Raw genomic sequence first — 24,300 nt, 5'->3', positions numbered from 1 at the left:
TGCTCTTGCGCAGTGGTTGACCCAAGGCATCTGTGATGAAATGCGACCCCACTATTTATCGCGGTGCCCCGCCCTCACTTGCCGTGAAACCTCGTCTGCTCCGCCATTTGCTGTTACCCCCGCTCATCCTGCTGCTAACCATCGGGCTGGGCTACGCGGGCTATCGCGTCAGCGAACACTTTGGCATCCGCAGCCTCAGCGAGAACGGTGAGCGTCAACTTGAACTCCATGCACGCACTGTCGAGAGTGAGCTCGGCAAATACACCTACCTGCCCAGCCTGCTGGAGCTGGAGTCCAGTGTTTCGCATTTGCTGGCAGATCCGACCGCGCAGAACCGGGTTACCGTCAATCAATACCTCGAAGGCCTGAACCGCCGCAGCCGCAGCCGTGCCATTTATGTACTGGACACCACGGGCCGGGTAATGGCCACCAGTAACTGGCGCGACGCCGACAGCTACCTGGGCGAAGACCTGTCTTTCCGGGCCTACTTTCAAGACGCAGTGCGCGGTCAGCCGGGACGTTTTTACGGCATTGGCAGCACCTCCGGCGAGCCGGGCTACTACCTGGCCCACGGTCTGGAAGAACAAGGCAAAATCATTGGCGTTGCGGTGATCAAAGTCCGCCTCGAAGCCCTTGAGGAGCGCTGGCAACGCGCCCGGCTCGAAGCCTATGTGAGCGATGAAAACGGCATCATCATTCTGTCGAGTGATCCGACCCGCCGCCTGAAATCGGTCCGCCCCCTGACCGCCGACACCAAAGAGCAGCTGGCGCGCAGCCTGCAGTATTACTGGTGGCCGCTTAATGAGCTGCAACCTGTGGAACGTGAGCATCTGGCCGAAGGCGTAGAAACCGTCACCTTTGCCGCCAGTAGCGGACTGGCCAAGGATGAAAAGGAAGTCAGCTATCTGGCCCAGACCCGCAAGCTCAACGACACGCCCTGGGAAATAACCCTGCTCACCCCATTACAAGACTTGCGCCGCGAAGCTGCCAATCAGGGCATGCTGGTGGCCGTGGCCTTTGCCCTGCTGGCCTTCTTGCTGATTGCCTGGAATGAACGGCGCAAAGTGATAGCAACCAGGCTTGCGGCCCGCGAAGCCCTGCAAGAAGCCAATAACCAGCTCGAACGCAAAATTACGGAACGCACCGCCCACCTGCGTGCCAGCAACGAACGGCTCAAGGGCCAGATTCGCGAGCGCCGTCAGGCCGAAGACACCCTGCGCCGGGCCCAGGACGAACTGGTCCAGGCCGGCAAACTGGCCGCCATCGGTCAAATGTCCACCAGCATTGCCCATGAACTGAATCAGCCATTGGCCGCCTTGCGCACACTGTCGGGCAACACCATAAGGTTTCTCCAGCGCGGCGATCTGAAGGTAGCGGCGGACAATCTCAACACCATCAACAATCTGGTGGACCGCATGGGCCGCATCACTGCCAACCTGCGCTCCTTTGCCCGACGCGGCGATGACCAGGGCCAGGCCAGCCTGGGCAAGGCAGTGGAGGCGACCCTGCAACTGCTCGCGCTTCGCCTGGAAGCAGCCGGAGTTGAACTGCAGCGCGATTTCAGCGACGTCCAGCTCAAGATCGACCAGACCCGGCTGGAACAGATCCTCGTCAACCTGATTGGCAACGCTCTGGACGCCATGCAGGACCAGGCAGCCCCCAAAAAGCTGTGGCTGGAAGGCGAACCCGGCGACGGCAAGTACCGCCTGCGAGTACGTGACAACGGTCCCGGCATCGACCCTGAAAGCCGAAAACACCTGTTTGAACCCTTCTTCACCACCAAACCCGGCGAGCAGGGTCTGGGCCTGGGCCTGACCCTGTCGGCCAGCCTGGCCGCCGCTGCCGGCGGCAGCCTCAGCGTCGAGTTCCCGGCCACCGGTGGTGCTGCGTTTGTCCTCTTATTACCGCTGTTGCAACCCGCTAAGGCCGAGCCGATATGAATAACGAGCTGACCGTCCTGATTGTCGAAGACGACCCCCATGTCCTGCTCGGATGCCAGCAGGCGCTCGCGCTCGAAGATATTCGCAGCGAAGGCGTGAGCAGTGCTGAACAAGCCCTGGCAATGGTCGGGGACAACTTCCCCGGCATTGTCATCAGTGACATCCGCCTGCCCGGGATCGATGGTCTGGAGCTGCTGAAACGGCTCAAGGCCCGTGATCGCAGCCTGCCGGTGGTACTGATTACCGGGCATGGCGATATTTCCATGGCCGTGGGCGCCATGCGCGATGGCGCCTATGACTTCATGGAGAAACCTTTTTCTCCTGAACGCCTGGTCGACATCGCACGCCGGGCCCTGGAGCAACGCGGCCTGGCCCGAGAAGTGTGGTCACTGCGCCGGCAGCTGGCCGAGCGTGATTCCCTTGAGGGCCGGATCATCGGCCGCTCGCCCGCCATGCAGCAATTACGCGAATTGATCGCCAACGTCGCCGATACCTCGGCCAACGTGCTGATTGAGGGCGAAACCGGTACCGGCAAGGAGCTGGTCGCCCGCTGCCTGCACGACTTCAGCCGTCGCCAGCCCCGGCAATTCGTCGCGCTCAACTGCGGCGGGCTGCCGGAAAACCTGTTCGAAAGCGAGATATTCGGTCACGAAGCCAATGCCTTTACCGGTGCCGGCAAGCGTCGGATCGGCAAGATCGAACATGCCGACGGCGGCACCCTGTTTCTCGACGAAGTAGAAAGCATGCCGCTCAACCTGCAGATCAAACTGCTGCGGGTGCTGCAGGAGCGCTCACTGGAGCGCCTGGGCTCCAACCAGAGCATCGATGTCGATTGCCGGGTGATTGCCGCCACCAAGTCCGACCTCGATCAGCTGAGCAAAGTCAGCCAGTTTCGCAGCGACCTCTATTACCGGTTGAATGTGGTGACACTCGAGCTGCCGCCTCTGCGCGAGCGCCGCGAAGACATCCTGCAACTGTTCGAGTACTTCCTGCAGCAATCGTCCCTGCGTTTCGACCGCACGGCGCCTGAACTGGATAACCAGACCCTGTCCAACCTGATGAGCCATGACTGGCCGGGCAACGTGCGAGAGCTGCGCAACGTGGCCGAGCGTTTTGCTTTGGGCCTGCCGGCCTTCAAGAAATCGGGCAGCAACGTCGCCCAGGGCCTGGGCTTTTCGGAAGCGGTGGAGGCGTTCGAGCGCAATCTGCTCAGCGATGCACTACAACGCAGTGGCGGCAACCTGACCCAGGCCAGCCAGGAGTTGGGCATGGCCAAAACCACACTCTTCGACAAGGTCAAAAAATACGGGCTGGCTCACTGATGGATTTAATTCTGAAAGCTGCACTGGGCGCCGCCGTGGTAATCATCCTGGCGATGCTGGCAAAAACCAAAAACTACTACATCGCAGGTCTGGTCCCGCTGTTTCCGACTTTTGCCCTGATTGCCCACTACATCGTCGGCAAAGGGCGCTCACTGGACGACCTGAAAACCACCATCGTCTTCGGCATGTGGTCGATCATTCCCTACTTCGTCTACCTCGCAGCACTCTACGTACTGGTGGATCGCATGCGTCTAGAAGCCTCTTTGGCACTGGCCGCCGTGGCCTGGCTGATCGCCGCAACCGTACTGGTCAGTGTCTGGGTGCGCTTGCACTGATCGCCAGGAGCGAGCTTGCTGTCGGTAGCAACGTCGCGCTGCACTTGAAATACCCGGGGGCCTGGATCGCAAGCTGTCTCGTTCCAGCAGAGATCCACACCCGCCGAAATTCTGGCCCGCCCCTTGCATTTACCCACTGACGCCCGCCTGGTCTGACCCGGCGGTGAATAAACGGGGGTACATAGCACATGAACATTCTCGATCTGGATCACAGCCTGACCCACCAGGCGCCCATTGCGCTGCGGCTGGCCGATGGTCGCGCGATCCGTATGGATTTACTGGCCCTGGGACCGAAATTGCGTTTGTGGTCCACCGAACGCAATTACCAGCGCTTCGCCAAATTACTGCAGGAACGTCCCAGGCGGGCGGCCCACAGGCCTGAAATATTCTTCGTCGGCTCCGGTGATTATCATCACCTGACCCCGGCCCTGCTGGCAGACCTGCACGAGCCTGTCACCCTGGTCCATTTCGACAACCACCCCGACTGGGTGCGCTTTGCTCCCCGCCGGCATTGCGGTTCATGGATCAACCGGGCGCTCAGACTGCACAATATCAAGCGTATCGTCACCCTTGGCCCCTGCAGCGATGATCTGAAAAGCCCGCAGTTCAAAGGCGCCAACCTGGGGGCCTTGCGCAGCGGGGCTCTGCAACTCTTTCCATGGCGCCATGCGCCCACCAAAGTCTGGGGCCGCATCGGCGATGGCGCAGGCCATGAGCAACACGAAAATCTCCTGTACTGGCGCAACCTGGCCGATCAGGACTGGCCCACCTTTATCGACAAACTGATCAAGAACCTGCCCACCACAGGGGTGTGGATCAGCATCGACAAAGACGTGCTGGCCAGCGAAGACGCCGCCACCAATTGGGATCAGGGCGGCATGCGTCTTACCCACCTGCTCCACGCCATACGCGCGCTGGCCACCAGCAAGCGCGTACTGGGGATCGACGTCTGCGGCGACTTCGCCAGGGCGCCACACAGCAACCTGCTCAAACGCTGGGAGGCCAAGTCCGATCAGCCGCCACCAGAACGCTGGAGCGAAAGCGATTTGTTACGCAATTCAACCACCAACAAAGCCCTTATTTCGTTGTTTGAGGAGCTGTTTCCGTGACTTTGACTGTTATTGCGCTAGTGGCGTTTTCCATCGTTCTCGATGTGATCGGCCAACTGTGTTTCAAAATCGGCCTCGACCGGTTACCCGAACTCGAAGGCGGCTTTCGCCTCAATGCGTTCTGGGGCCAGGTGTTCCAGGCTCCCATGCTGTGGGCGGGTATCGCTGCCTACGTGATCGAATTTTTCATCTGGCTTGAAGCCTTGTCCCGGGCGCCGCTGAGTTTGTTGTTTCCGGCCGCAGCGCTGGCCTATTGCGGTGTGGTCTTCGCCGGCAAGGTGTTTCTTGGTGAACACGTCAGCCGTCGCCGCTGGATGGGCACTCTGGTGATTACCCTCGGCGTGTTGCTGGTCAGCATCGCCGGAGCTTAGGAGATTAATCATGCAAAACTCTGAACCGATGAATCCGCCACAAAGTGGATGGCTGCATGGGCGGCTGGGTACGGTTGTACTGTGGGCATTGCTGATCATCCTGGAAAGCGCAGGGCAAATCGCGACCAAAGTCGGCGGCGATCAGTTGGGCAATACGGATTTCACCCTGCAATGGCTGCACGACATGCTGCTCAATCCCGGGGTATGGGCAGCCATTGCCTGCTATATCGGCGCATTTTTCGTGTGGATGCTGATATTGCGCCGCAGCAGCCTGTCGTTGGCGTTTCCGCTGAGTTCGCTGGTATTCGTGGGGGTGCTGCTGGGTTCGTGGCTGGGCCTGGGTGAGCACATCAGCGCGCTGCACTGGGCGGGCGTGGCGGTGATCATTGGCGGGATTGCCTTGCTGGCTGACGGCGAGCCGGAGCACTGACAGATCGACTGATGAGCAACTGCGGGAGCCGGCTATCCAGCTCCCGCAGAGTCAGCCCGCACTCTAGAATTTATAGCTGATCGCGGTCTGCACTGTGCCCTGATTCACGTCGCCCACATCCTTGACGATGCTGCTGTCTGCCGCTGTACCCACCAGACGAACCCAGCTGGCACTGGCCACCAGTGACCAATGTTGTGCCAGCGCAAACTCGAAGTTCTGGGTCAATGTCACGTTCTGAAAACCACCGCCGGCGTTGTACGCAGAAAAACCCGAAGCCCGGGCTTCACTGGCGCTGACACCAAAGAAAGTCGACATTTGCCGGGCATCGGCAAAGTTCACCGCCAACTGGCTGCTGCCGATAATTCCCAGGCCCAGCGGATAACCCAGCTCACCGCCCACTTGCCCCAATAACCCTCCCTGCCCGCCAGCACCGCCCACCGCCTGGCCCAGTTGCGCATACACGCGCCAGAACTCGGCCGGACTGTATTGAACGAAGCCGCCCAGTTGCGCCATGTCCGAAACATCCCGCAGCCCGCGCAGCGAACCGTTGGCGTTACGCCCCGACAAGTAATTGATAAATGGCCCGGCGCTCCAGCCATCAGCTTTGAAGCTGCTCCAGGTCAGGCCATTGTCGGTATCCAGACTGACATCGCCCCAGTCCACATCGAAGTACGGCAGCGGTACTGTCTGATAGCGGCTGCCACTGGGGTCGTAAGGCTGATAGCCAATCCCGACCCCCACTTCGCCACTGGGGCCGTCGGCAGCACGCGCCACGACCCCGACACCCAACAATGAGAGCAGCAAAAAAACAGGAGCGCAGGTTTTCATGACAGAGGTTCCATATGAATTCATGCGCGCATAAGTCGCTTTTTTGAGAATTCGACGCAAGCACTGATGTTGTTTGTAGCAAGCTACAAAAATTGTAGCCTGCTCGGGGATTCTCACCGCGGGCAACGGCCAAAGCCCCGGCCCACGGGGCTTTGGCAACTTGGCACAGTCCGTGCTCTGTCCTGTACATGCGCAAAGTGCGCGTCTCCACAACAGGACAATGCAGATGATGCAATGGCATATCGTGTGTGATTTCGACGGAACCATCACCCGCACCGACGTCATCGACAACATTCTTCAACGTTTCGCCGACCCCAGCTGGGAAGCGATCGAAGAACAATGGGTGCAAGGTGAGATTGGTTCGCGTGAATGCCTCAGCCGCCAGCTGTCGCTGGTTAAAGCCTCCCCAGCCGAACTGCTGGCCTATTTCGATACCGTTGAGATTGACCCGGACTTTCCGGATTTCGTTGATCACGTCATCGGCCTCGGTGCTTCTATCGAAGTGGTCAGTGACGGCATCGAACAGGGCATCGCGCGCATCCTGGCCCGCAACTATGTGAGCCTGTTGCCGATCCTCGCCAACCGCCTGCGCCAGGTCGACCACAACCGTTGGCGCATCGACTTCCCCCATGCCAGCGACGCCTGCCATGCGGCTTCAGGCAACTGCAAATGCAAATCCACGCCTGGCGGCAAACGCGTGCTGGTGATTGGCGACGGGCGCTCCGACATGTGTGTGGCCGCAAGCGCCGACTTCGTATTCGCCAAAGACAGTCTGGCTGAACACTGCGAGCGCAACGGCATCCCGTACGCACGCTTCGACACATTCTCTGAACTTGCGGCCCTGCTGGCCAAATTGCCAAGCAACGCCGCCAACGCCCCCCACTATTCTCGTGAACAACAGGAGCTTTTCAATCATGTCTGATATCCGGATCGCCTCACCTGAAGACCAGATTCTTCTGGAAAAAGAAGCCAAGTACTGCTCGTACGGCGACACTGTCCACTACATCGAACCACCGCGCATTTTCAGCCGCTGCGAAGGCTCTTATGTATGGGACACCAGTGACCAGGCTTATCTCGATCTGCAAATGTGGTACTCGGCGGTTAACTTCGGTTACTCCAATCCGCGCTTGAACAACGCCCTGAAACAACAGATCGATACCCTGCCGCAGATTGCCAGCCAATACCTGCACAAAGGCAAGATCGAGTTGTCGGAGCGCATCGCGGTCGACGCCAAAAACAAGTTCGGTCTCGACGGACGCGTGCACTTCAACGTTGGCGGTTCACAGTCCATCGAAGACTCGTTGAAAGTGGTCCGTAACGCCACCAACGGCAAAAGCCTGATGTTTGCCTTCGAAGGCGGCTACCACGGTCGTACGCTAGGTGCTTCGTCGATCACCTCCAGCTACCGCTACCGCCGTCGCTATGGCCACTTCGGTGAGCGCGCCAATTTCATCCCGTTTCCGTATCACTTCCGCGGCCCAAAAGGCATGACTAAAGAAGAATATGGCAGCCACTGCGTACAGCAATTCGCCCGTTTGTTTGAAACTGAATACAACGGTGTATGGGACCCTAAAGTCGGCCAGAGCGAATATGCCGCGTTTTACGTCGAGCCGATCCAGGGCACCGGCGGCTATGTGATTCCCCCCATGAACTTCTACAGCGAACTCAAGCAGGTTCTGGATCAACACGGCATTTTGATGGTGGTCGATGAAATCCAGATGGGCTTCTGGCGCACCGGCAAGCTATGGTCGATCGAGCACTTCGACGTCAAACCCGACGTGATCGTGTTCGGCAAGGCGCTGACCAACGGCCTCAACCCGCTGGGCGGCATCTGGGCCCGTGAAGAGCTGATCAACCCGAAAATCTTCCCGCCAGGCTCGACCCACTCCACCTTCGCCTCCAACCCGCTAGGCACTGCGGTGGGTCTGGAAATGTTCAAAATGACCAGCGAAATCGACTACGGCGCGATGGTCATGGAGAAAGGCAAATACTTTCTGGCAGGCCTGCAGGACCTGCAAAAACGCTACCCGATCATCGGCGATGTCGACGGCCTGGGCCTGGCCCTGCGCTGCGAAATCTGCGGTCCGGACGGCTTTACCCCGGACAAGGCAACCCTGGACTACATGGTTGAAGAAGGCATGAAGGGCGATATCGAAATCGACGGCAAGCGTCTGGGTCTGATTCTGGACGTCGGCGGCTACTACAAAAACGTCATCACCCTGGCTCCATCGCTGGAAATCAGCTACGCCGAAATCGACCTTGGCATCGCCCTGCTCGATCGCCTGTTGCATCGGGCCATGAAGCGGTGAAGCGGTCAGAGATCGACCTGGGCGAAGGCGACGCCGGTTTCGTTCTCGGCACGGGTGAGGTCGGGATCCTGTTGATCCACGGCCTCACCGGCACCCCGACGGAGTTGCGGCGGGTGGCCCAGGGGCTGGCCAAGGACGGTACATGCACAGTGTACGTACCCACCCTGGCCGGCCACTGCGGTGACAACAGCGACCTGCAGGCCACCGGCTGGCAAGACTGGTACGAAGGGGTGCGTAAAACCTTCGTCGATGTCCGCCAGCGCCATGCCCGGGTTTTCGTCGGCGGTCTGTCGATGGGTGCAGTGATGTCGATGTACCTGGCCTCCGAACACCCGGGGCAAGTGGCGGGCCTGTTGATGTACTCCACCACCTTGCGCTACGACGGCTGGAGCATTCATAAACTGGCGTTCCTGACACCCTTGCTGATGGCCATTCCGTTCGGCGTGCACCTGTGCAGTTTCGAGGAGAAACCGCCCTACGGGATCAAGAACGAGCGCCTGCGAGCGATCGTTGAACGACAGATGAAAGCCGGTGAAAGCAGCAATGCCGGGTTACTGACAATGGAAGGCATCACCGTGCGCGAGCTGCACCGGATGAACGCCGTGGTGAAAAAACGCATGCCGTCGATCACCACCCCGGCACTGGTACTGCACTCCATCGAAGACGACATCACCAGCCGCTGGAATGCCGATTACGTAGAGCGCCATCTGGGCGGCCCGGTGACCAAAGTGCTGCTCGATAACTGTTACCACATGATCACCGTCGACCTGCAATACCGCCGCGTGATTGAACTGAGTGACGCTTTCATCAAGCACCACAGCACCGTTGCCCAGGGCACTGTCGAGTACCTGCAGCAAGCCTGACCAAGGAAGATCCATGATTACAGCCCAAGCCTTTTCATCAATCCAGGCCATCGAACGCGAGGCCTGGAATGACTGCTTCCCAGATTCTCTGGAGGATTGGGACTACATCGTGGCAGTGGAAAACGCCGGCATTGAGGGCTTCGAGTGGCGTTACCTGACGCTGTACAGAGGCTCGACCCTGATTGCCGCCGCCACCGCATTCACCACCTCTTATCGCCTCGACACCACGGTTCAGGGGATCGGTAAACGATTTACCGAAAAGCTGAACCATATTTTGCCGGGGCTGGTGCAGTTGCCTCTATACGCCATCGGCTCCCCGGTGACCGAACAATGCAACGCGGGCACCGCCAGCCATATTCCGCCTGACCAGCGCCCGGCCCTGCTGGCACGCCTGCTGCTTCTGGCGCAGCACGACGCCCGCCAGCTGGATATCGGCCTGATAGCGGTCAAGGACGTCCCCAGCCATGACGATGACTGGTCCCATAGCTGCAAGGCGGCGGGCTATCAGTCCATGCCCAGCCTGCCCAGGGCCGTGCTGCCCGTACCTTTTGGCTCGGTTGACTGCTACCTCGGCTCCCTGGGTAAATCCACCCGCAAAGACATGCGCCGCAAATTGCGCTCACCCGGACCCAGGGTGGAATGGCGCAGCAGCATTGACGATGTCCTGCCCGACATCATGCGTTTGTACGAAGCCAGCCTGGGCCGCAGCGACCTGCAATTCGAACGCTTACCGCCCGCTTATTTCACGGGTATCCTCCAGCAACTGGGAGACAGGGCGCTCTGCGTGCTGTATTGGCTCGATGATCAACTGGTAGCGTTCAATCTGCTACTGATCGACGAACATCGGCTGGTGGACAAATTTTTCGGTCACGACCTTGAACTGACACGTGAGTACAGCTTGTATTTCAGAAGCTGGATGGAGAACGTCGACTACTGCATCCGTAACAGAATTGCGCTATACGAATGTGGCCAGGCCGGATACGCCAGCAAAGTTCGCCTGGGCTGCACCTTCCAGAGCAATACGCTGTTCTTCCGCCATCGCAACGGGTTGGTCAATAACATGCTCAAGTTAGTCAAACTATTCGTCCGCCCAGACCGTCATGACCCCGCCCTTGCGGCAGCGATAAGCGAGCATTAATGCCAATCACCTCTGAATCAAAGCGCAATGCTCCAGCGTTCAAGGTCTCGCGCTGGACGGTTCAGCGCAAACTGGTACTGGCCTTCTGGCTGGTCAGCGTCATCCCCACCATGATCGCCGCCGAACTGGCCGCCACCACGCTGTCGCATATTTTCGACAACAACGTGCGCGTCTGGCTGCAGGAATCGACCGAAATCGTCAAAGACGAAATCGGCGAAATCGTTCAAGACAATGCCCGCGCGGCGCAATTGTTCCTGCGCTATACCCACCCGCCTACCTCCCATACAGCCCTGCGCCACGACAAGTTGACCGCCGACATTGCCAGTGCAATGGACATTAACGTGGTGGCGCTGATTCGCAGCAGTGACCACAAAGTGGTATTCAGCACGGCCAGTGAAGCCATCGTTGACCAGATCAGCATGGCGCCCAATGCCGTGCTGCAAACCATCGACGTGGGCGGCGTGCCCACCGGCACAGTGGTTTCGACCTTTCCTACCACCCAGGATGGCGAGGCGTATCAATTACTGGTTGCCACTTACATGGACAACAGCTTTTTGACCAGCGTCGCTGACGTCCACTCCCTGGACCTGCGCCTGTACCTGGCCAGTGGTAATGGCTATTCCGAAATTTTCTCCAGTCAGCACTTTGATGACCGTGAGCTTCAGGTGCCGACTGCCATCGAGCAAATACTGCGCGAGACCAAACAGCCCAGCGAGCAATTCACCACTCGCTACAGCGGACTGTACTGGCCAATCCTCAACGGTACCGGTGAACTGCAAGGCGTGATTTACAGTGGTTTGCTACGCCATACCAGTCTTGTCGGCCTGGTCAATCAGAGCAACCTGTTTGCACTGATTTTCCTGGTCGGCTCGATACTTTCGCTAAGCGTTGGCTGGCTGGTTTCCGAGCGCCTGACCCGGCCACTGCGCGGTCTGTCTGAAGGTGTACGGGCCGTGATTGCCGGGGATTACACACAACTGGTCACGGTGTCTGGCCGGGACGAACTGGCTGAGTTGAGCAGCACCTTCAACCACATGACCGTACGCCTGGCCCAGTTGCATCATCTAGAGGCCCAGTTGCGCCGGCGTGATCGCCTGCATGCCCTGGGCGAGGTCGCCATGGGCCTGGCCCACGAAATCCGCAATCCGCTGGGCATTATCAAAACCGCCACCCAACTGCTGCACCGGCGGGCCAATCTGGACGAAACCGACAAGCGCCATCTGGAGTACGTGGTCAGCGAGGTATCGCGAATCAACGAGCTCATTACCGACTTTCTGGACTTTGCCAAACCCAGTGCACCGGTGCGTTCAGTCCAGCCGGCACGACTTCTGGTCGAAGATATTCTGGGCTTCTGCAAGCCCGAACTGGACAGCCACAACATCAAAACCGAAATAGACGACAAAGCCCCCGGGGCAACCATTTACGCGGACACCCGGCAACTGAAACAGGCCTGCCTGAACCTGACCATCAATGCCATAGACGCAATGCCTGACGGAGGGCACCTGACATTGCGCATTGCCCGTGACACCAACAATGACACCGTGATCAGCATTATCGATAACGGCCAAGGTATTGAACCTGACATGATCGAGCGAATTTTCACGCCTTTTGTAACCACCAAGGCATCGGGTACGGGCCTGGGTCTGCCCAAAGTGTTCTCCATTATGGAGAACCACGACGGCCGGATTGAATGCATCAGCGAGAAAAACGCCGGAACCACCTTCAACCTGTATATTCCGGCCCACGGAGGGGATGAGTCATGAGTCACAACATCCTGGTGGTCGACGACGAGCCGAAACTTTGCGACCTGCTCAGTTCCGCGCTGAGCCAGAACGAGGTGCAGGTATTTACCGCAGGCAACGGCCTGCACGCACTGGCCATTCTGGAACAGGAAGACATCGACCTGATCATCAGCGACTGGCGCATGCCCGGCATGGACGGCTCGCAGTTACTGGCCGAGGTCAAGGTGCGTTACCCGCATCTGCCAGTCATTGTGATGACGGCCTACAGCACGGTGAAAAACGCCGTACAGTCGATGCGCGATGGCGCCTACGACTACATTGCCAAACCCTTCGATATCGACGAACTGGACATCACCGTCAGCAAAGCCCTGCAGTTTCGCGACATCCTGCGCGATAACGCACGCATGCGCGCCGAACTCGACGAGCACTGGCATATCGAGAGCCTGATAGGTGACAGCCCGAGTTTTCGCCGGGTGTTGCAGGCCATCGACTCGGTGCGTGACAGCAACGCCACCATCCTGCTGACCGGTGAAAGCGGTACCGGCAAAGAGATGGTCGCCCGTGCCATCCACAACCACGGTAGCCGGGCCGACAAACCCTTTGTCGCGGTCAATTGTGCGGCGATTCCTGAAGGGCTGCTGGAAAGCGAGATGTTCGGTCATCGCAAAGGCGCCTTTACCGGTGCCGTCGCTGATCGTATCGGGCGCTTCATGCAAGCGGACAAAGGCACTTTGTTTCTCGATGAAGTGGGTGATATGCCCCTGGCCCTGCAGGCCAAGATCTTGCGCGCGCTGCAAGAGCGAGTCATTGAGCCCGTTGGAGATCCCCGCGAGCGCAAGGTCGATGTCCGGGTCATTGCAGCCACCAATAAAAACCTGCTGGAAGCCGTGGCCAACAAAGAGTTTCGCGAGGATCTGTACTACCGCCTGAATGTATTCCCGATTCCCCTGCCTGCCTTGCGCGAGCGGGTTGAAGACATCGCTGCGCTGGCGCGGCACTTCGCCCACAATCTGGGAGCTACTGCTGGCAAACGGATCAGCGGTTTCAGCCCCAGTGCCTTGCGGGCAATGGCCGAATACAGCTGGCCCGGCAACATTCGCGAACTGCAGAACTGCGTCGAGCGCGCCACCATTGTGGCCACCAGCAGCACAATCCAGGACAGTGACCTGCCGCCGTACCTGTTCAGTGCCCAGCCGAGCCAGACCAGCGCCCTGCCGAGCCCGGGCCCGAGCGTACCGCCCGATCTGGAAGCGGCGCTGGCTGAAGTGGAAAAAGCCTACATCCTGGCGGCGCTGCAACAAGCCCACGGAGTCCAGGCTGGTGCAGCGCAGTTGATTGGCATATCAGAACGCAGCTTCTGGTACCGCCTGAAAAAGCTCGATATACACGTCGACAAAATCATCAGATAAAGCCAACCCCCTGTTTCAACATCAAATGCTCGCGAGCTTTCAAGCTCCAATGCTCGCGAGCAAGCTCGCTCCTACAGGTGCTGCGCCGGGTTCAGGCAACCTGCGCCCGCAACTGCCGCGCCGCCGCCACCATGTTGATCAGTGCCGCTTCGGTCTCGGCCCAGGCGCGGGTTTTGAGGCCGCAATCGGGGTTTACCCACAGCCGCTCTGCCGGAATACGTTGGGCCGCCTTGCTCAGCAACTTGACCATCTCGGCCGTGTCCGGAACCCGTGGCGAGTGGATGTCATACACCCCCGGGCCAATGTCGTTCGGGTAATCGAATGCTTCAAACGCATCCAGCAGTTCCATATCCGAACGCGAGGTTTCGATGGTGATGACGTCAGCGTCCATCTCGGCAATCGACTTGATCACATCGTTGAACTCGCTGTAGCACATGTGGGTATGAATCTGTGTTTCGTCCCCGACTCCCGAAGCACACAGGCGAAAAGCCTCCACTGCCCAGTCCAGGTATTCCTGCCACTGCGCCCGACGCAACGGCAGGCCTTCACGCAAAGCCGCTTCGTCAATCTGCACAATCTTGATCCCGGCTTTTTCCAGATCGATCACCTCGTCACGAATCGCCAGCGCCAGTTGCTGCGCCTGCACTTTGCGCGATACATCTTCGCGGGGGAATGACCACATCAGCATGGTCACCGGGCCGGTCAACATGCCCTTCATTACCTTGTCGGTCAGGCCCTGAGCGTATTTGATCCAGTCCACGGTCATGGCTTGAAGACGGCTCAGGTCGCCGAAAATGATCGCCGGCTTCACACAGCGCGAACCGTAGCTCTGCACCCAGCCATATTGCGTAAACACGTAGCCATCCAGCTGTTCGGCAAAGTACTCGACCATATCGTTACGTTCGGCTTCGCCGTGGACCAACACGTCCAGCCCCAAACGCTCCTGGGTTTGTACGGCGTTGCGAATTTCGCTGTGCATGGCGTCGGTGTACTCACTGACCGACAATTTGCCCTGTTTGTAAGACTGCCGCGCCAGCCGAATCGATGCTGTCTGCGGAAACGATCCAATAGTGGTCGTAGGAAATGCCGGCAGATTCAGGCGCGCGCGCTGCAACTGGATACGGGTGGCAAACGGTGACTGACGCTGGCTGTCCGCAGCGGTGATCGCTGCGGTACGTGCTTGCACCGCAGGCTTGTGAATTCGTGGCGAGTTGGCGCGGCTGGCCTGCACCGCACGGCTTTGGGCCAGCGCCTGCTGCACTTTGGCATCCTGGGGGATATTCAGCGCATCGCGCAGTACGGCAATTTCGTCGCACTTTTGCCGGGCAAAGGCCAGCCAGCTTTTAAGCTCGGCATCCAGCCGGGTTTCGCGGTCCAGATCAACCGGGCTATGCAACAGCGAGCAAGAGCCGGCAACCCACAGATTGTCACCAAAGCGTTCTTCGGCTTCCTGCAATTGGGCCAGGGCGTTTTCCAGATCACAGCGCCAGACGTTGCGACCGTTCACCAGACCCAGCGACAACACTTTATAGGTCGGCAGGCGATCCAGAATGGCATGCAACTGGTCAGGGGCACGCACTAGGTCAACGTGCAAACCTTCCACCGGCAGGCTGACAGCCAGCCCCAGATTGTCTTCCAGACCGCTGAAGTAAGTGGCTACCAGCTTCTTCAGAGGTGAGTACTGAAGGATGTGGTAAGCACGCTCAAAGGCGTTTTTCCACTCCTGGGGCAGGTCAAGCGACAGAATCGGTTCGTCAATCTGCACCCATTCCACACCTTGTTCAGCCAGACGGGAAAGAATAGCGGCGTATACCGGCAACAGGTTTTCCAGCAGATCGAGTTTGTTGAACTCATTACCCTTGGTCTTGCCCAGCCACAGGAAAGTCAGCGGTCCTATGATCACCGGCTTGACCTTGTGGCCCAGGGCCAGGGCCTCGGCAGTTTCTTCAAACAGCTGATTCCAGCTCAGTTCAAAACGCTGATCCTGACTGAACTCCGGCACCAGGTAGTGATAGTTGGTATCAAACCATTTGGTCAGTTCTTGAGCGTACTGGCCGTTGCCGTGTTCGCCGCAGCAACTCTGGCTCGCACCACGGGCCATGCCGAACAGGGTATTCAGGGTTGGACGGCCCTGGGCGTCCAGGGTACTGGCGAACCGCTCGGGAATGGCACCGAAGGTCAGCGAGTGGCTCAGCACCTGGTCGTACCAGGCAAAGTCACCCACCGGCAGTAAGTCGATCCCGGCGTCTTTTTGCAGTTGCCAGTGGCTGGCGCGCAGTTCACGCCCCACAGCTTGCAGGGCAGCCTGGTCAATATCGCCCTTCCAGTACGCTTCGAGTGCTTTTTTCAGTTCACGATCCGCACCGATACGCGGGAAACCAAGATTGTGTGCCAGGGCCATAACGACATTCCTTCGTGTAAGTAATGGCACAATTATCGACACGCACTGCAACATGAGACAAACTCAACGTTTTCGTGTTGATCATCAAATTTACTCATGGAGTCACCGTGCTGGAAATTCGTCACCTCAAAACCCTGCACGCATTACGCGAGTCCGACAGCCTGGTCGAAGCGGCTGAACGGCTGCACCTGACACAATCTGCTTTATCCCACCAGTTCAAAGAGCTGGAAGAACGCATGGGCATGCCGCTGTTTGTGCGCAAAACCAAACCGGTCCGTTTCACCAGCGGCGGGTTGCGCCTGCTGCAACTGGCCGATGCCATGCTCCCGCTGCTGCGCGGCGCCGAGCGCGATATCGCCCGTTTGGTCGGCGGTACGGCCGGACGTTTGCACATGGCGATTGAGTGCCACAGTTGCTTCCAGTGGCTGATGCCCACCATCGATCAGTTCCGCGACGCCTGGCCCGAGGTCGAACTGGACCTGGCTTCGGGCTTTGCCTTCGCCCCCTTGCCTGCACTGGCCCGGGGCGATCTGGATCTGGTGGTTACTTCTGACCCGCAAGAGATTGCAGGTCTGACGTATGTGCCGCTGTTTACCTACGAAGCCATGTTGGCCGTTGCCAATCAGCATGCTCTGGCCAGCAAGCCGTTTATCGTGCCGGAAGATTTGAGCACTGAGACTCTGATTACCTACCCGGTGGAGCGCGACCGGCTCGATATTTTCACCCGCTTTTTAGAGCCGGCAGACGTTGAACCGGCACAAGTGCGCACCTCCGAGCTGACCGTCATGATGATGCAGCTCGTAGCCAGTGGCCGTGGTGTATGCGGGATGCCGCACTGGGCCTTGCATGAATACAGCTCGCGCGGCTACGTGAAAGCCAAGCGCCTCGGTGAGAAAGGGTTGTTTGCCACGCTCTACGCGGCGGTACGTGCCGATATGCTCGACGCCCCTTATATGCGCGACTTTTTGCTGACGGCCAAAGACACATCCTTCTCGACCCTGGACGGGGTGAGTGCCGTTCGCTGAACCTGTACAACCTGCGGGAGCAAGCTCACTCCTGCAGGGGCGGGTCGCTTATACCAGCCGGCGCATATGCACCCGGTCGTAATACTCCTCCCCCACCCGGATCGCGCAATCTTCAAGCCCCGACTGTTCAAACCCGCAGCGGCGATACAAGGCCAGCGCCGCTGGACTGTTGGCGCTCACGCTCAGTTGCAGCACTTTTATTTCGGGCTCCTGCTCTGCCATGGACAACACTGCCTGCACCAGGTGCTCGCCCAGCCCCTGCCCGCGAAAGCCCCCGGATACGTACAAGCCGAACAGCGTGGCCTGATGCCGGGCGTCTTCCCACGGCTCGAAAGCCAGACCCACTACCCCCACCAGCCGGTCATCGACAAAGGCGCCGAACAGCGCGCTCAATTCATCATCCAGCTGTGCTTGCCACCAACTCAGTGGCAACTTTTCACGGTTTGACAGGCTGGAAACAAAAGCCTCGGGGTGCAGCGCGTAGGCCTCCAGCAGTAACTGGCGATACGCACTGGCGTGTGAGGGATCAAGCAGTTCTATAGCCATATCGGGTCCCAATCATAGGGTTTTACGTTGTTCCAGCATCAATTTTACCGCCAGACCGGCCAGTACAAAGCCCATGACATAACGCTGGACAGCCAGCCACAGCGGATTACGCACAAACCAGAAGGCAATGCCTGATGCAAACAGCGCAATCAACAGGTTCACGGTGAAACTGACGCTGATCTGGGTCAGGCCCAACAGCAGGCTCTGGGTAAACATCGAACCATGCTCGGGGCTGATGAATTGCGGGAACACCGACAGGTAAAACACCGCGACCTTGGGGTTCAGGACGCTGGTCATAAACCCCATCAGCACCAGTTTTGGCGATGAGTCCGGCGCCAGCTCCTGCGCTTCAAAAGGCGAGCGGGCACCCGGCTTGAGCGCCTGCCACGCCATCCACAGCAGATACAGGGCCCCCGCCCACTTCAAGACCTCATAGGCCATTGGTACTGCTAAAAATACCGCTGTCAGCCCGGCTGCGGCGGCAAACATGTGCACCAAAAAACCTGCGACCACACCGACCAATGAGGTCACCCCCGCTTTTCGCCCCTGACAGATCGAGCGCGAAATCAGGTAAATCATATTTGGCCCCGGCGTCAAAACCATCAGCAAACACGCCGCAGCGAAAATCAGCAGGTCTTGAGCAGGAATCATGGTCAGTCCTTGTCAGAAAAGGAATCAGGCTGAGGTCAGCATGGTGTCGCGATAAAACGGCAGGATCAGGTCTCGGGTCAAGGGAGCCAATATCAGCCCGCCATCACCCTGCGGATCGATCCACTGCACTTCTTCAATCTCGGCGGCGGGCGCCACTGACTGCTGGATATGCAGCAGAAACAGCTCGGCCTGCACTTCAAATCCCGGCTCATTGACCGCCGGTGCCGAAAAGTGGCCCAGGTAGGTGGCATTGGCCGGATCAATCTTTAATGCCAGCTCTTCTTCCAGTTCACGGGCCAGGGCAGTGATCGGCTGCTCGTGGGGTTCGATCTTGCCACCCGGCTGCATAAACGCCAGGGTGCCGCGCTTGCGCACCAGCAGGGTTCGGCCATCGGGACCGATCAGCAGAGCAGCAGCAATACGGATGATGTCAGGGGTTGCGGTGCAGCGTTCAGAAGACGTCACAAGAATCGGCCAGCAGCGTAGAAAGAGCGCGAAGGATCACATGGCTTGGCGCCCATGCAAAGACACAGATGCCGCGCATAACCGAACCCTCTGTATGGACATTTGCCGTCTTTAAGACACTAAGCCCCGTTCAATGGGTAAGATGCCTTGTCAGCAAACCTCCAGTCCAGAGAGGGAGCCGACTGCTACAGCTGTATCGCCGGGGGTTTACCGCCCCGTTTTTTCTGTTCGACGCCCGCCTGAACAGACAAGCCTGAAACAGGAAACCCTATGAGCCTGTCACTGCTAAGCCGCTATGCGTTTTTTGCCTTCTGCGTGATTTTCACTCTCGCCAGCCTGCCATTTATGCACTACGAGTGGTTATGGCCATTCACCACCGTGACCCTTATCTTGAGCGTGCTGGGGATTTTCGACCTGCTGCAAAGCCCCCACGCGGTGCGCCGTAACTATCCGATCCTTGGCAATATCCGCTATCTGGTGGAGGCTATCCGCCCGGAGATCCGCCAGTACCTGCTGGAGTCCGACAGCGACGCACTGCCCTTCTCGCGGGCGCAACGCTCCCTGGTCTATTCCCGCGCCAAGAACGAAAGCGCCGACAAACCTTTTGGCACCCTGGTTGACGTGTACCAGCCCGGCTTCGAATTTATCGGCCACTCCATGCGCCCGGCACCGCTCACCGACCCCGGCAGCTTCCGCATCATCATCGGTGGCCCGCAATGCACCCAGCCGTACTCAGCCTCCATCTTCAATATTTCGGCGATGAGTTTTGGCTCGCTGAGTGCCAATGCCATTCGCGCGTTGAACCAGGGCGCCAAGCTCGGTAACTTTGCCCACGATACCGGCGAAGGCAGCATCAGTTCCTATCACCGTGAAAACGGCGGTGACCTGACCTGGGAACTGGGCAGCGGCTACTTCGGCTGCCGTACCTCTGACGGTCGATTCGATCCCGAGCGCTTTGCCGAACAGGCCCGCACCCCGCAAGTACGGATGATCGAAATCAAAATGAGCCAGGGTGCCAAACCAGGCCATGGCGGTATTCTGCCCAAGCACAAGGTCACCCCGGAAATTGCCGAAACCCGCGGCGTACCCATGGGCGAAGATTGCATCTCGCCTTCGCGCCACAGTGCATTTTCAACACCACTGGAACTGATGCAATTCATCGCCCAGTTACGTGAGCTATCCGGCGGCAAGCCTGTCGGCTTCAAGTTCTGCCTGGGCCATCCGTGGGAGTTCATGGGGATTGCCAAGGCCATGCTTGAAACCGGCATCCTCCCCGACTTTATCGTCATCGATGGCAAGGAAGGCGGTACCGGCGCCGCCCCGGTGGAGTTCACCGACCACATCGGCGCGCCGATGCGCGAAGGCTTGCTGTTCGTCCACAACACCTTGGTGGGCTTGAACCTGCGGGACAAAATCAAGCTGGGAGCCAGCGGCAAGATTGTCAGCGCCTTCGACATTGCCAGCGTGCTGGCCATTGGCGCCGACTGGGCCAACTCGGCCCGGGGCTTCATGTTTGCCGTCGGCTGCATTCAGTCGCAATCGTGCCACACCAACAAATGCCCGACCGGCGTCGCCACTCAGGACCCTCTGCGCCAGCGTGCGCTGGTGGTACCGGACAAGGCGCAGCGGGTGTTGCAGTTCCACACCAACACCCTCAAGGCACTGGCCGAAATGCTCGCGGCAGCAGGCCTGGAACACCCGGCACAACTCTCGGCCAAACACCTGGTGCGCCGTGTCTCGGCCACCGAAATCAAACTGTTCTCGCAACTGCACGTGTTCCTCAAACCCGGCGAGTTGCTGACCGGCGAGATCAATGGCGAGTTCTATTCGCGCATGTGGCAAATGGCCCGGGCCGACAGCTTTGAACCCAATGAAATTGCCGCAGCCTGACCAGGACTGATCAACATGTTGAAAGTGATTGCCGAAGACTTCATCAAGCACGAACACCTTGAAACTGTGCGCCCGTGGTACGCCGAGCTGGTGGAAAAAACCCGCCTGGAGCCTGACTGCATCGCTTACGACTTGTATGTGGATCACCAGGATCCGGGGCATTTTATTTTTGTCGAGCAATGGCCCGATCAGGCCGCTCTGGATGCTCACTGCCAAAGTGAGCATTTCAGGCGGTTGGTGCCGCAGATCAATGCATGCCAGTCGCAGGAATGCAGGTTTATGTTCATGAATGCCTTTTGACGACACCAACCTGTGGCCCTTGAGATATTCTGCAATATCCAACCTTTGCAATTAGCTACCAATACCCGCACCCTGCGCGCCGCCGATGTACGGCGCGCATCATCTGTTACGCGCGCCGGTCTTAATTCAACCTTTCGTTTGAGTACTCACCGTGACGATTAACGGACGCGACCACCGCATCGATTTCTTTCGCGGGCTGGCGCTGATCTTTATCTTCTGGGATCACATCCCGCACAACCCGTTGGCCGAACTGACCGTGCGTAATTTCGGCCTCAGTGATGCTGCAGAAATCTTTGTCTTCCTGGCCGGTTATGCCGCGGTACTGGCCTACGGAAAAATCGCACAGCGTGACGGCCTGCTGATCGCCGGAGTAAAAATCCTGCGCCGCGCCTGGGTGCTGTATGTGGTGCATATTTTCTTGCTCGCGGTGCTGATGGGCATCGTGTTCTTTGCCAACAGCCATGTAGAGACCCGGGATCTGGTGCAAGAGATGGGCTTGCAGTACTTCCTGAGCAACCCGCAACAGGCACTGACCGACGAGCTGCTCCTGCGTTTCAAACCCAACCTGATGGACCCGCTGCCGCTGTATATCGTGCTGTTGCTGGGCTTGCCGCTGGTGCTGCCGATGTTGCTGCGCAAAGCCCGATACGTGTTGGCCGTGTCGTTCGCGCTGTACTTGCTGGCACCGGTGTGGAACTTCGCGGCCCAGGAAGGCGGCGTGTGGTTCTTTAACCCGATGGCCTGGCAATTCCTGTTCATTCTGGGGGGCGCGGCTGCGCTTCACGGGCAACAAGGCAAGGCGCCTGAAACTCGAGCGTTGTCGCATCAACCCCTGTTTATGACGGCCGTGGTGTACCTGTTGCTCACAGGTCTGCTGGCGTTGTCATGGAAGTGGCCTCAGTTGCACGACGCGGTCATGCCGCCATGGCTGGGGGAATACCTGTACCCGATCAGCAAGACCAATCTCTCGCCGGTTCGCTTGCTGCACTTTCTGGCGCTGGCTTACGTGGTTGCCAGGTTGGTGCCCCACAGTGGCTGGCTGAACAACTGGTTCGCCCGGCAAACCTGCCGCATGGGTCGCTACTCTCTGGAAGTGTTTTGTCTGGGGGTGATTCTGGCGCCGCTGGCCGACATGCTGAATGCACTGGGGGGGGACATCATGGTGATGCAGATTTTCAGCGCCCTGATGGGCGTGGGAATCATGGCCGTGCTGGCCGCATGGCTGGACTGGAACAAGCGCCTGGCCCGACCTGCCAAGTAAGCAGCACTGTGGGAGCTGGCTTGTCAGGTAAGCAGCACTGTGGGAGCTGGCTTGGCAGATAAGCAGCACTGTGGGAGCTGGCTTGCCAGGTAAGCAGCACTGTGGGAGCTGGCTTGCCAGCGATGCAATCACTTCGGTTTAACGGATTGACCGAGGTGATTGCAGCGCGAGCAAGCTCGCTACTGCAGAATGAGCGGTGCAGGGGGAGTTAACTACGGACCGCTGGCGATGTTGTCTGGGTCGGCTGCAGCTTGAACACGTAGAACAGCACCGTCAGCAGAATCAGGAACGCCGGGCCCACGAACAGGGCGATCCGGGTTTCCTCGAAGTAGGCCATCAGCCCTACAACCATCAGCAAGAATCCCAAAGCGGCGTATGAACTGTAAGGGTACAGCCACATGCGGTACTTCAGGCCGGCGGCTTCTTCAGGGCTCAGACTTTTACGGAAGCGCAGTTGAGCCAGCAGGATCATCAGCCAGGTCCAGATCGCACCAAAGGTCGCAATCGCAGTCACCCACACGAACACTTGTCCGGGCGCCAGGTAGTTAAGCAATACGCCCATCAGCAACACCGCAATCGACAACAGCAATGCCTGACGCGGCACACCATTTTTCGAGGTGGTGCCGAAGTTGGCCGGGGCCTGACCGTTTTGCGCGAGGCTGTAGAGCATGCGGCCCGTGCTGAAAATACCGCCGTTGCACGATGACAGTGCTGCCGTAATCACCACGAAGTTGATGATGCCTGCCGCTGTCTTGATACCCAGACGCTCGAAGGTCATCACAAACGGGCTGCCCGAGGTGCCGATTTCGTTCCACGGGTAGATCGACAGAATCACAAACAGCGCGCCGACGTAGAACAGCAAAATGCGCCAGAACACCGAACCGATCGCGCTCGGGATAGTCTTTTGCGGGTTCTTGGCTTCACCGGCAGTCAGGCCGATCATTTCCACACCAAGGTAGGCGAACATCACCATTTGCAGGGACATCAGCACGCCCTGGATGCCATTGGGCAAGAAGCCGCCATGGGTCCAGAGATTGGAAATACCCAACGCTACGCCATTGTTGCCAAAGCCGAACGCGATAATGCCGATGCCGCCGATCACCATCGCAATGATGGTGACGATCTTGATCAGAGCAAACCAGAATTCAAACTCGCCGAAGGCTTTGACTGCAATCAGGTTGATCGAGCCCATGCTGATCAGCGCAGCCAGCGCCCAGATCCAGCGCGGGACATCGGGAAACCAGACACCCATGTACACCGCCACCGCGGTGATTTCGGCAACGCAGGTCACCAGCCACAGGAACCAGTAGTTCCAGCCGGTCAGAAATCCGGCCAATGGCCCCAGGTAATCCTGGGCGTAGCGACTGAACGAGCCGGCTACCGGGTTGTGCACGGCCATTTCGCCGAGTGCGCGCATGATCACCAGAATGGCCAGGCCACCGATGATGTAAGACAGCATGATGGCCGGGCCGGCCATTTCAATTGCTTTGGCCGAGCCCAGAAACAGGCCGACACCGATGCAGGCGCCAAGGGCCATCAGGCGAATGTGGCGTTCGCCCAGCTCGCGCTTGAGCGGACCGCCTTGTGCGGTTTCACCGTGGGGCTGGTGGTTGCCGACTGGCATAAAAGTACAACCTCGTATTGTTTTTGGATGTGCATCAACTGAGCGCTCGACCAAACCGGGTGAGTGACCTGGCTTGCCTCTTGATCGGCCCTGACCTTGTAGGTCGATGGACCAAAAGGGAAATGCCCTGTTGAGATCGGCGGCGAGTATTGCATAGGGCTGGTGCACAGTCATGCCCCGTTCCAAGACCTGTTTTGCTGCTTGAAGGCTCTAGTCCTGCACTTTAGGACTAATACCACTTAACACTTGGGTAACGGCCAGGGTCGCAAAATTCTGTTCACTTCCACGGCACAAATCTTTTCGCCTGCTTGCGTCAGCGTCTACGCTTCATTCAAGCGCAG

22 protein-coding genes are annotated in these 24,300 nt (G+C 58.7%); 16 read left to right on the top strand and 6 right to left on the bottom strand.

What is annotated here, in order from left to right:
• Positions 1 to 35: 35 nt before the first annotated feature.
• The 6 genes from WG29040_RS10525 to WG29040_RS10500 all read left to right on the top strand — a co-directional run bounded on the left by WG29040_RS10525 (position 36) and on the right by WG29040_RS10500 (position 5,507).
• Positions 36 to 1,940 carry an ATP-binding protein gene (locus WG29040_RS10525; RefSeq protein ID WP_003443220.1) on the top strand — a complete coding sequence of 635 codons (1,905 nt, stop codon included), beginning with the start codon at positions 36 to 38 and terminating at the stop codon, positions 1,938 to 1,940.
• On the top strand, positions 1,937 to 3,262 hold the full coding sequence (locus WG29040_RS10520) for a sigma-54 dependent transcriptional regulator (protein ID WP_003443222.1): 1,326 nt from the start codon (positions 1,937 to 1,939) through the stop codon (positions 3,260 to 3,262). The genes WG29040_RS10525 and WG29040_RS10520 overlap by 4 nt, the downstream gene beginning before the upstream one ends.
• 8 nt (positions 3,263 to 3,270) lie before the next feature.
• Positions 3,271 to 3,597, top strand: a complete 327-nt coding sequence (locus WG29040_RS10515; RefSeq protein WP_177412970.1) for a GlpM family protein — start codon at positions 3,271 to 3,273, stop codon at positions 3,595 to 3,597.
• A gap of 188 nt (positions 3,598 to 3,785) precedes the next feature.
• Entirely contained in the window at positions 3,786 to 4,706 is a 921-nt protein-coding gene (locus WG29040_RS10510; protein WP_127196121.1) for an arginase, read from the top strand.
• A complete protein-coding gene (locus WG29040_RS10505; RefSeq protein ID WP_003443228.1) occupies positions 4,703 to 5,077 on the top strand; it encodes a hypothetical protein in 375 nt (124 codons plus the stop codon). Before WG29040_RS10510 ends, WG29040_RS10505 begins: the two co-directional genes overlap by 4 nt.
• Positions 5,078 to 5,087: 10 nt before the next feature.
• A complete protein-coding gene (locus WG29040_RS10500; RefSeq protein ID WP_003443230.1) occupies positions 5,088 to 5,507 on the top strand; it encodes an EamA family transporter in 420 nt (139 codons plus the stop codon).
• A 63-nt stretch (positions 5,508 to 5,570) separates the two neighbouring features.
• Here WG29040_RS10500 and WG29040_RS10495 read toward each other — a convergent pair whose 3' ends face one another.
• The gene (locus tag WG29040_RS10495; RefSeq protein WP_127196120.1) at positions 5,571 to 6,335 is read right to left on the bottom strand and encodes a MipA/OmpV family protein; all 765 of its coding nucleotides are present in this window, start codon (positions 6,333 to 6,335) and stop codon (positions 5,571 to 5,573) included.
• Positions 6,336 to 6,561: 226 nt separating this feature from the next.
• Here WG29040_RS10495 and WG29040_RS10490 point away from each other — a divergent pair, with 226 nt between their 5' ends.
• The 6 genes from WG29040_RS10490 to WG29040_RS10465 are packed head-to-tail and all read left to right on the top strand — an operon-like array spanning position 6,562 to position 13,796.
• Complete coding sequence (locus WG29040_RS10490) at positions 6,562 to 7,257, top strand: MtnX-like HAD-IB family phosphatase (protein ID WP_003443234.1); 696 nt, start codon at positions 6,562 to 6,564, stop codon at positions 7,255 to 7,257.
• Positions 7,250 to 8,644: an aspartate aminotransferase family protein gene (locus WG29040_RS10485; protein ID WP_003443236.1), complete on the top strand. Its 1,395-nt coding sequence runs from the start codon at positions 7,250 to 7,252 to the stop codon at positions 8,642 to 8,644. The genes WG29040_RS10490 and WG29040_RS10485 overlap by 8 nt, the downstream gene beginning before the upstream one ends.
• Positions 8,641 to 9,507, top strand: a complete 867-nt coding sequence (locus tag WG29040_RS10480) for a carboxylesterase (RefSeq protein ID WP_010655653.1) — start codon at positions 8,641 to 8,643, stop codon at positions 9,505 to 9,507. The genes WG29040_RS10485 and WG29040_RS10480 overlap by 4 nt, the downstream gene beginning before the upstream one ends.
• Positions 9,508 to 9,520: 13 nt before the next feature.
• Positions 9,521 to 10,645 (top strand): GNAT family N-acetyltransferase, encoded by a 1,125-nt coding sequence (locus WG29040_RS10475; protein WP_003443241.1) that lies wholly within the window; start codon positions 9,521 to 9,523, stop codon positions 10,643 to 10,645.
• Positions 10,645 to 12,408 (top strand): HAMP domain-containing sensor histidine kinase, encoded by a 1,764-nt coding sequence (locus WG29040_RS10470; RefSeq protein WP_127196119.1) that lies wholly within the window; start codon positions 10,645 to 10,647, stop codon positions 12,406 to 12,408. The genes WG29040_RS10475 and WG29040_RS10470 overlap by 1 nt, the downstream gene beginning before the upstream one ends.
• A complete protein-coding gene (locus WG29040_RS10465; RefSeq protein ID WP_127196118.1) occupies positions 12,405 to 13,796 on the top strand; it encodes a sigma-54 dependent transcriptional regulator in 1,392 nt (463 codons plus the stop codon). The genes WG29040_RS10470 and WG29040_RS10465 overlap by 4 nt, the downstream gene beginning before the upstream one ends.
• A 91-nt stretch (positions 13,797 to 13,887) precedes the next feature.
• Here the strand turns inward: WG29040_RS10465 and metE are convergent, their stop codons facing one another.
• Positions 13,888 to 16,197: a 5-methyltetrahydropteroyltriglutamate--homocysteine S-methyltransferase gene (metE, locus tag WG29040_RS10460; RefSeq protein WP_127196117.1), complete on the bottom strand. Its 2,310-nt coding sequence runs from the start codon at positions 16,195 to 16,197 to the stop codon at positions 13,888 to 13,890.
• Positions 16,198 to 16,304: 107 nt separating this feature from the next.
• On the opposite strand from metE, the gene metR reads away from it, so the two are divergent.
• Positions 16,305 to 17,222 (top strand): transcriptional regulator MetR, encoded by a 918-nt coding sequence (gene metR / locus WG29040_RS10455; RefSeq protein WP_003443249.1) that lies wholly within the window; start codon positions 16,305 to 16,307, stop codon positions 17,220 to 17,222.
• Positions 17,223 to 17,270: 48 nt separating this feature from the next.
• Here the strand turns inward: metR and WG29040_RS10450 are convergent, their stop codons facing one another.
• Genes WG29040_RS10450 through WG29040_RS10440 form a run of 3 tightly spaced genes read right to left on the bottom strand, consistent with a single transcriptional unit; the run spans position 17,271 to position 18,884 of the window.
• A complete protein-coding gene (locus WG29040_RS10450) occupies positions 17,271 to 17,768 on the bottom strand; it encodes a GNAT family N-acetyltransferase (RefSeq protein WP_010655651.1) in 498 nt (165 codons plus the stop codon).
• A gap of 12 nt (positions 17,769 to 17,780) precedes the next feature.
• Positions 17,781 to 18,419: a LysE family translocator gene (locus tag WG29040_RS10445; protein WP_003443253.1), complete on the bottom strand. Its 639-nt coding sequence runs from the start codon at positions 18,417 to 18,419 to the stop codon at positions 17,781 to 17,783.
• 24 nt (positions 18,420 to 18,443) lie between these two features.
• Positions 18,444 to 18,884, bottom strand: coding sequence for an NUDIX domain-containing protein (locus WG29040_RS10440; RefSeq protein ID WP_010655650.1), 441 nt, complete (start codon positions 18,882 to 18,884; stop codon positions 18,444 to 18,446).
• 270 nt (positions 18,885 to 19,154) lie between these two features.
• Between WG29040_RS10440 and WG29040_RS10435 the strand changes: the two genes are divergently transcribed.
• The 3 genes from WG29040_RS10435 (at position 19,155) to WG29040_RS10425 (ending at position 22,335) form a co-directional block, all read left to right on the top strand.
• Positions 19,155 to 20,774, top strand: a complete 1,620-nt coding sequence (locus tag WG29040_RS10435; RefSeq protein WP_010655649.1) for an FMN-binding glutamate synthase family protein — start codon at positions 19,155 to 19,157, stop codon at positions 20,772 to 20,774.
• A gap of 15 nt (positions 20,775 to 20,789) precedes the next feature.
• Positions 20,790 to 21,074 (top strand): putative quinol monooxygenase, encoded by a 285-nt coding sequence (locus tag WG29040_RS10430; RefSeq protein WP_010655648.1) that lies wholly within the window; start codon positions 20,790 to 20,792, stop codon positions 21,072 to 21,074.
• 151 nt (positions 21,075 to 21,225) lie between these two features.
• Positions 21,226 to 22,335 (top strand): OpgC family protein, encoded by a 1,110-nt coding sequence (locus WG29040_RS10425; RefSeq protein WP_127196116.1) that lies wholly within the window; start codon positions 21,226 to 21,228, stop codon positions 22,333 to 22,335.
• A 208-nt stretch (positions 22,336 to 22,543) separates the two neighbouring features.
• Here the strand turns inward: WG29040_RS10425 and WG29040_RS10420 are convergent, their stop codons facing one another.
• On the bottom strand, positions 22,544 to 23,959 hold the full coding sequence (locus tag WG29040_RS10420; RefSeq protein WP_003443263.1) for an amino acid permease: 1,416 nt from the start codon (positions 23,957 to 23,959) through the stop codon (positions 22,544 to 22,546).
• Positions 23,960 to 24,300 lie beyond the last annotated feature (341 nt).

This window comes from Pseudomonas sp. PAMC 29040 (genome assembly GCF_003994535.1).
GTDB classification, from domain to species: Bacteria; Pseudomonadota; Gammaproteobacteria; order Pseudomonadales; family Pseudomonadaceae; genus Aquipseudomonas; species Aquipseudomonas paraversuta.
Note: the sequence above shows the minus strand (reverse complement) of the source record. Positions and strands in the feature narration are given on the sequence as shown.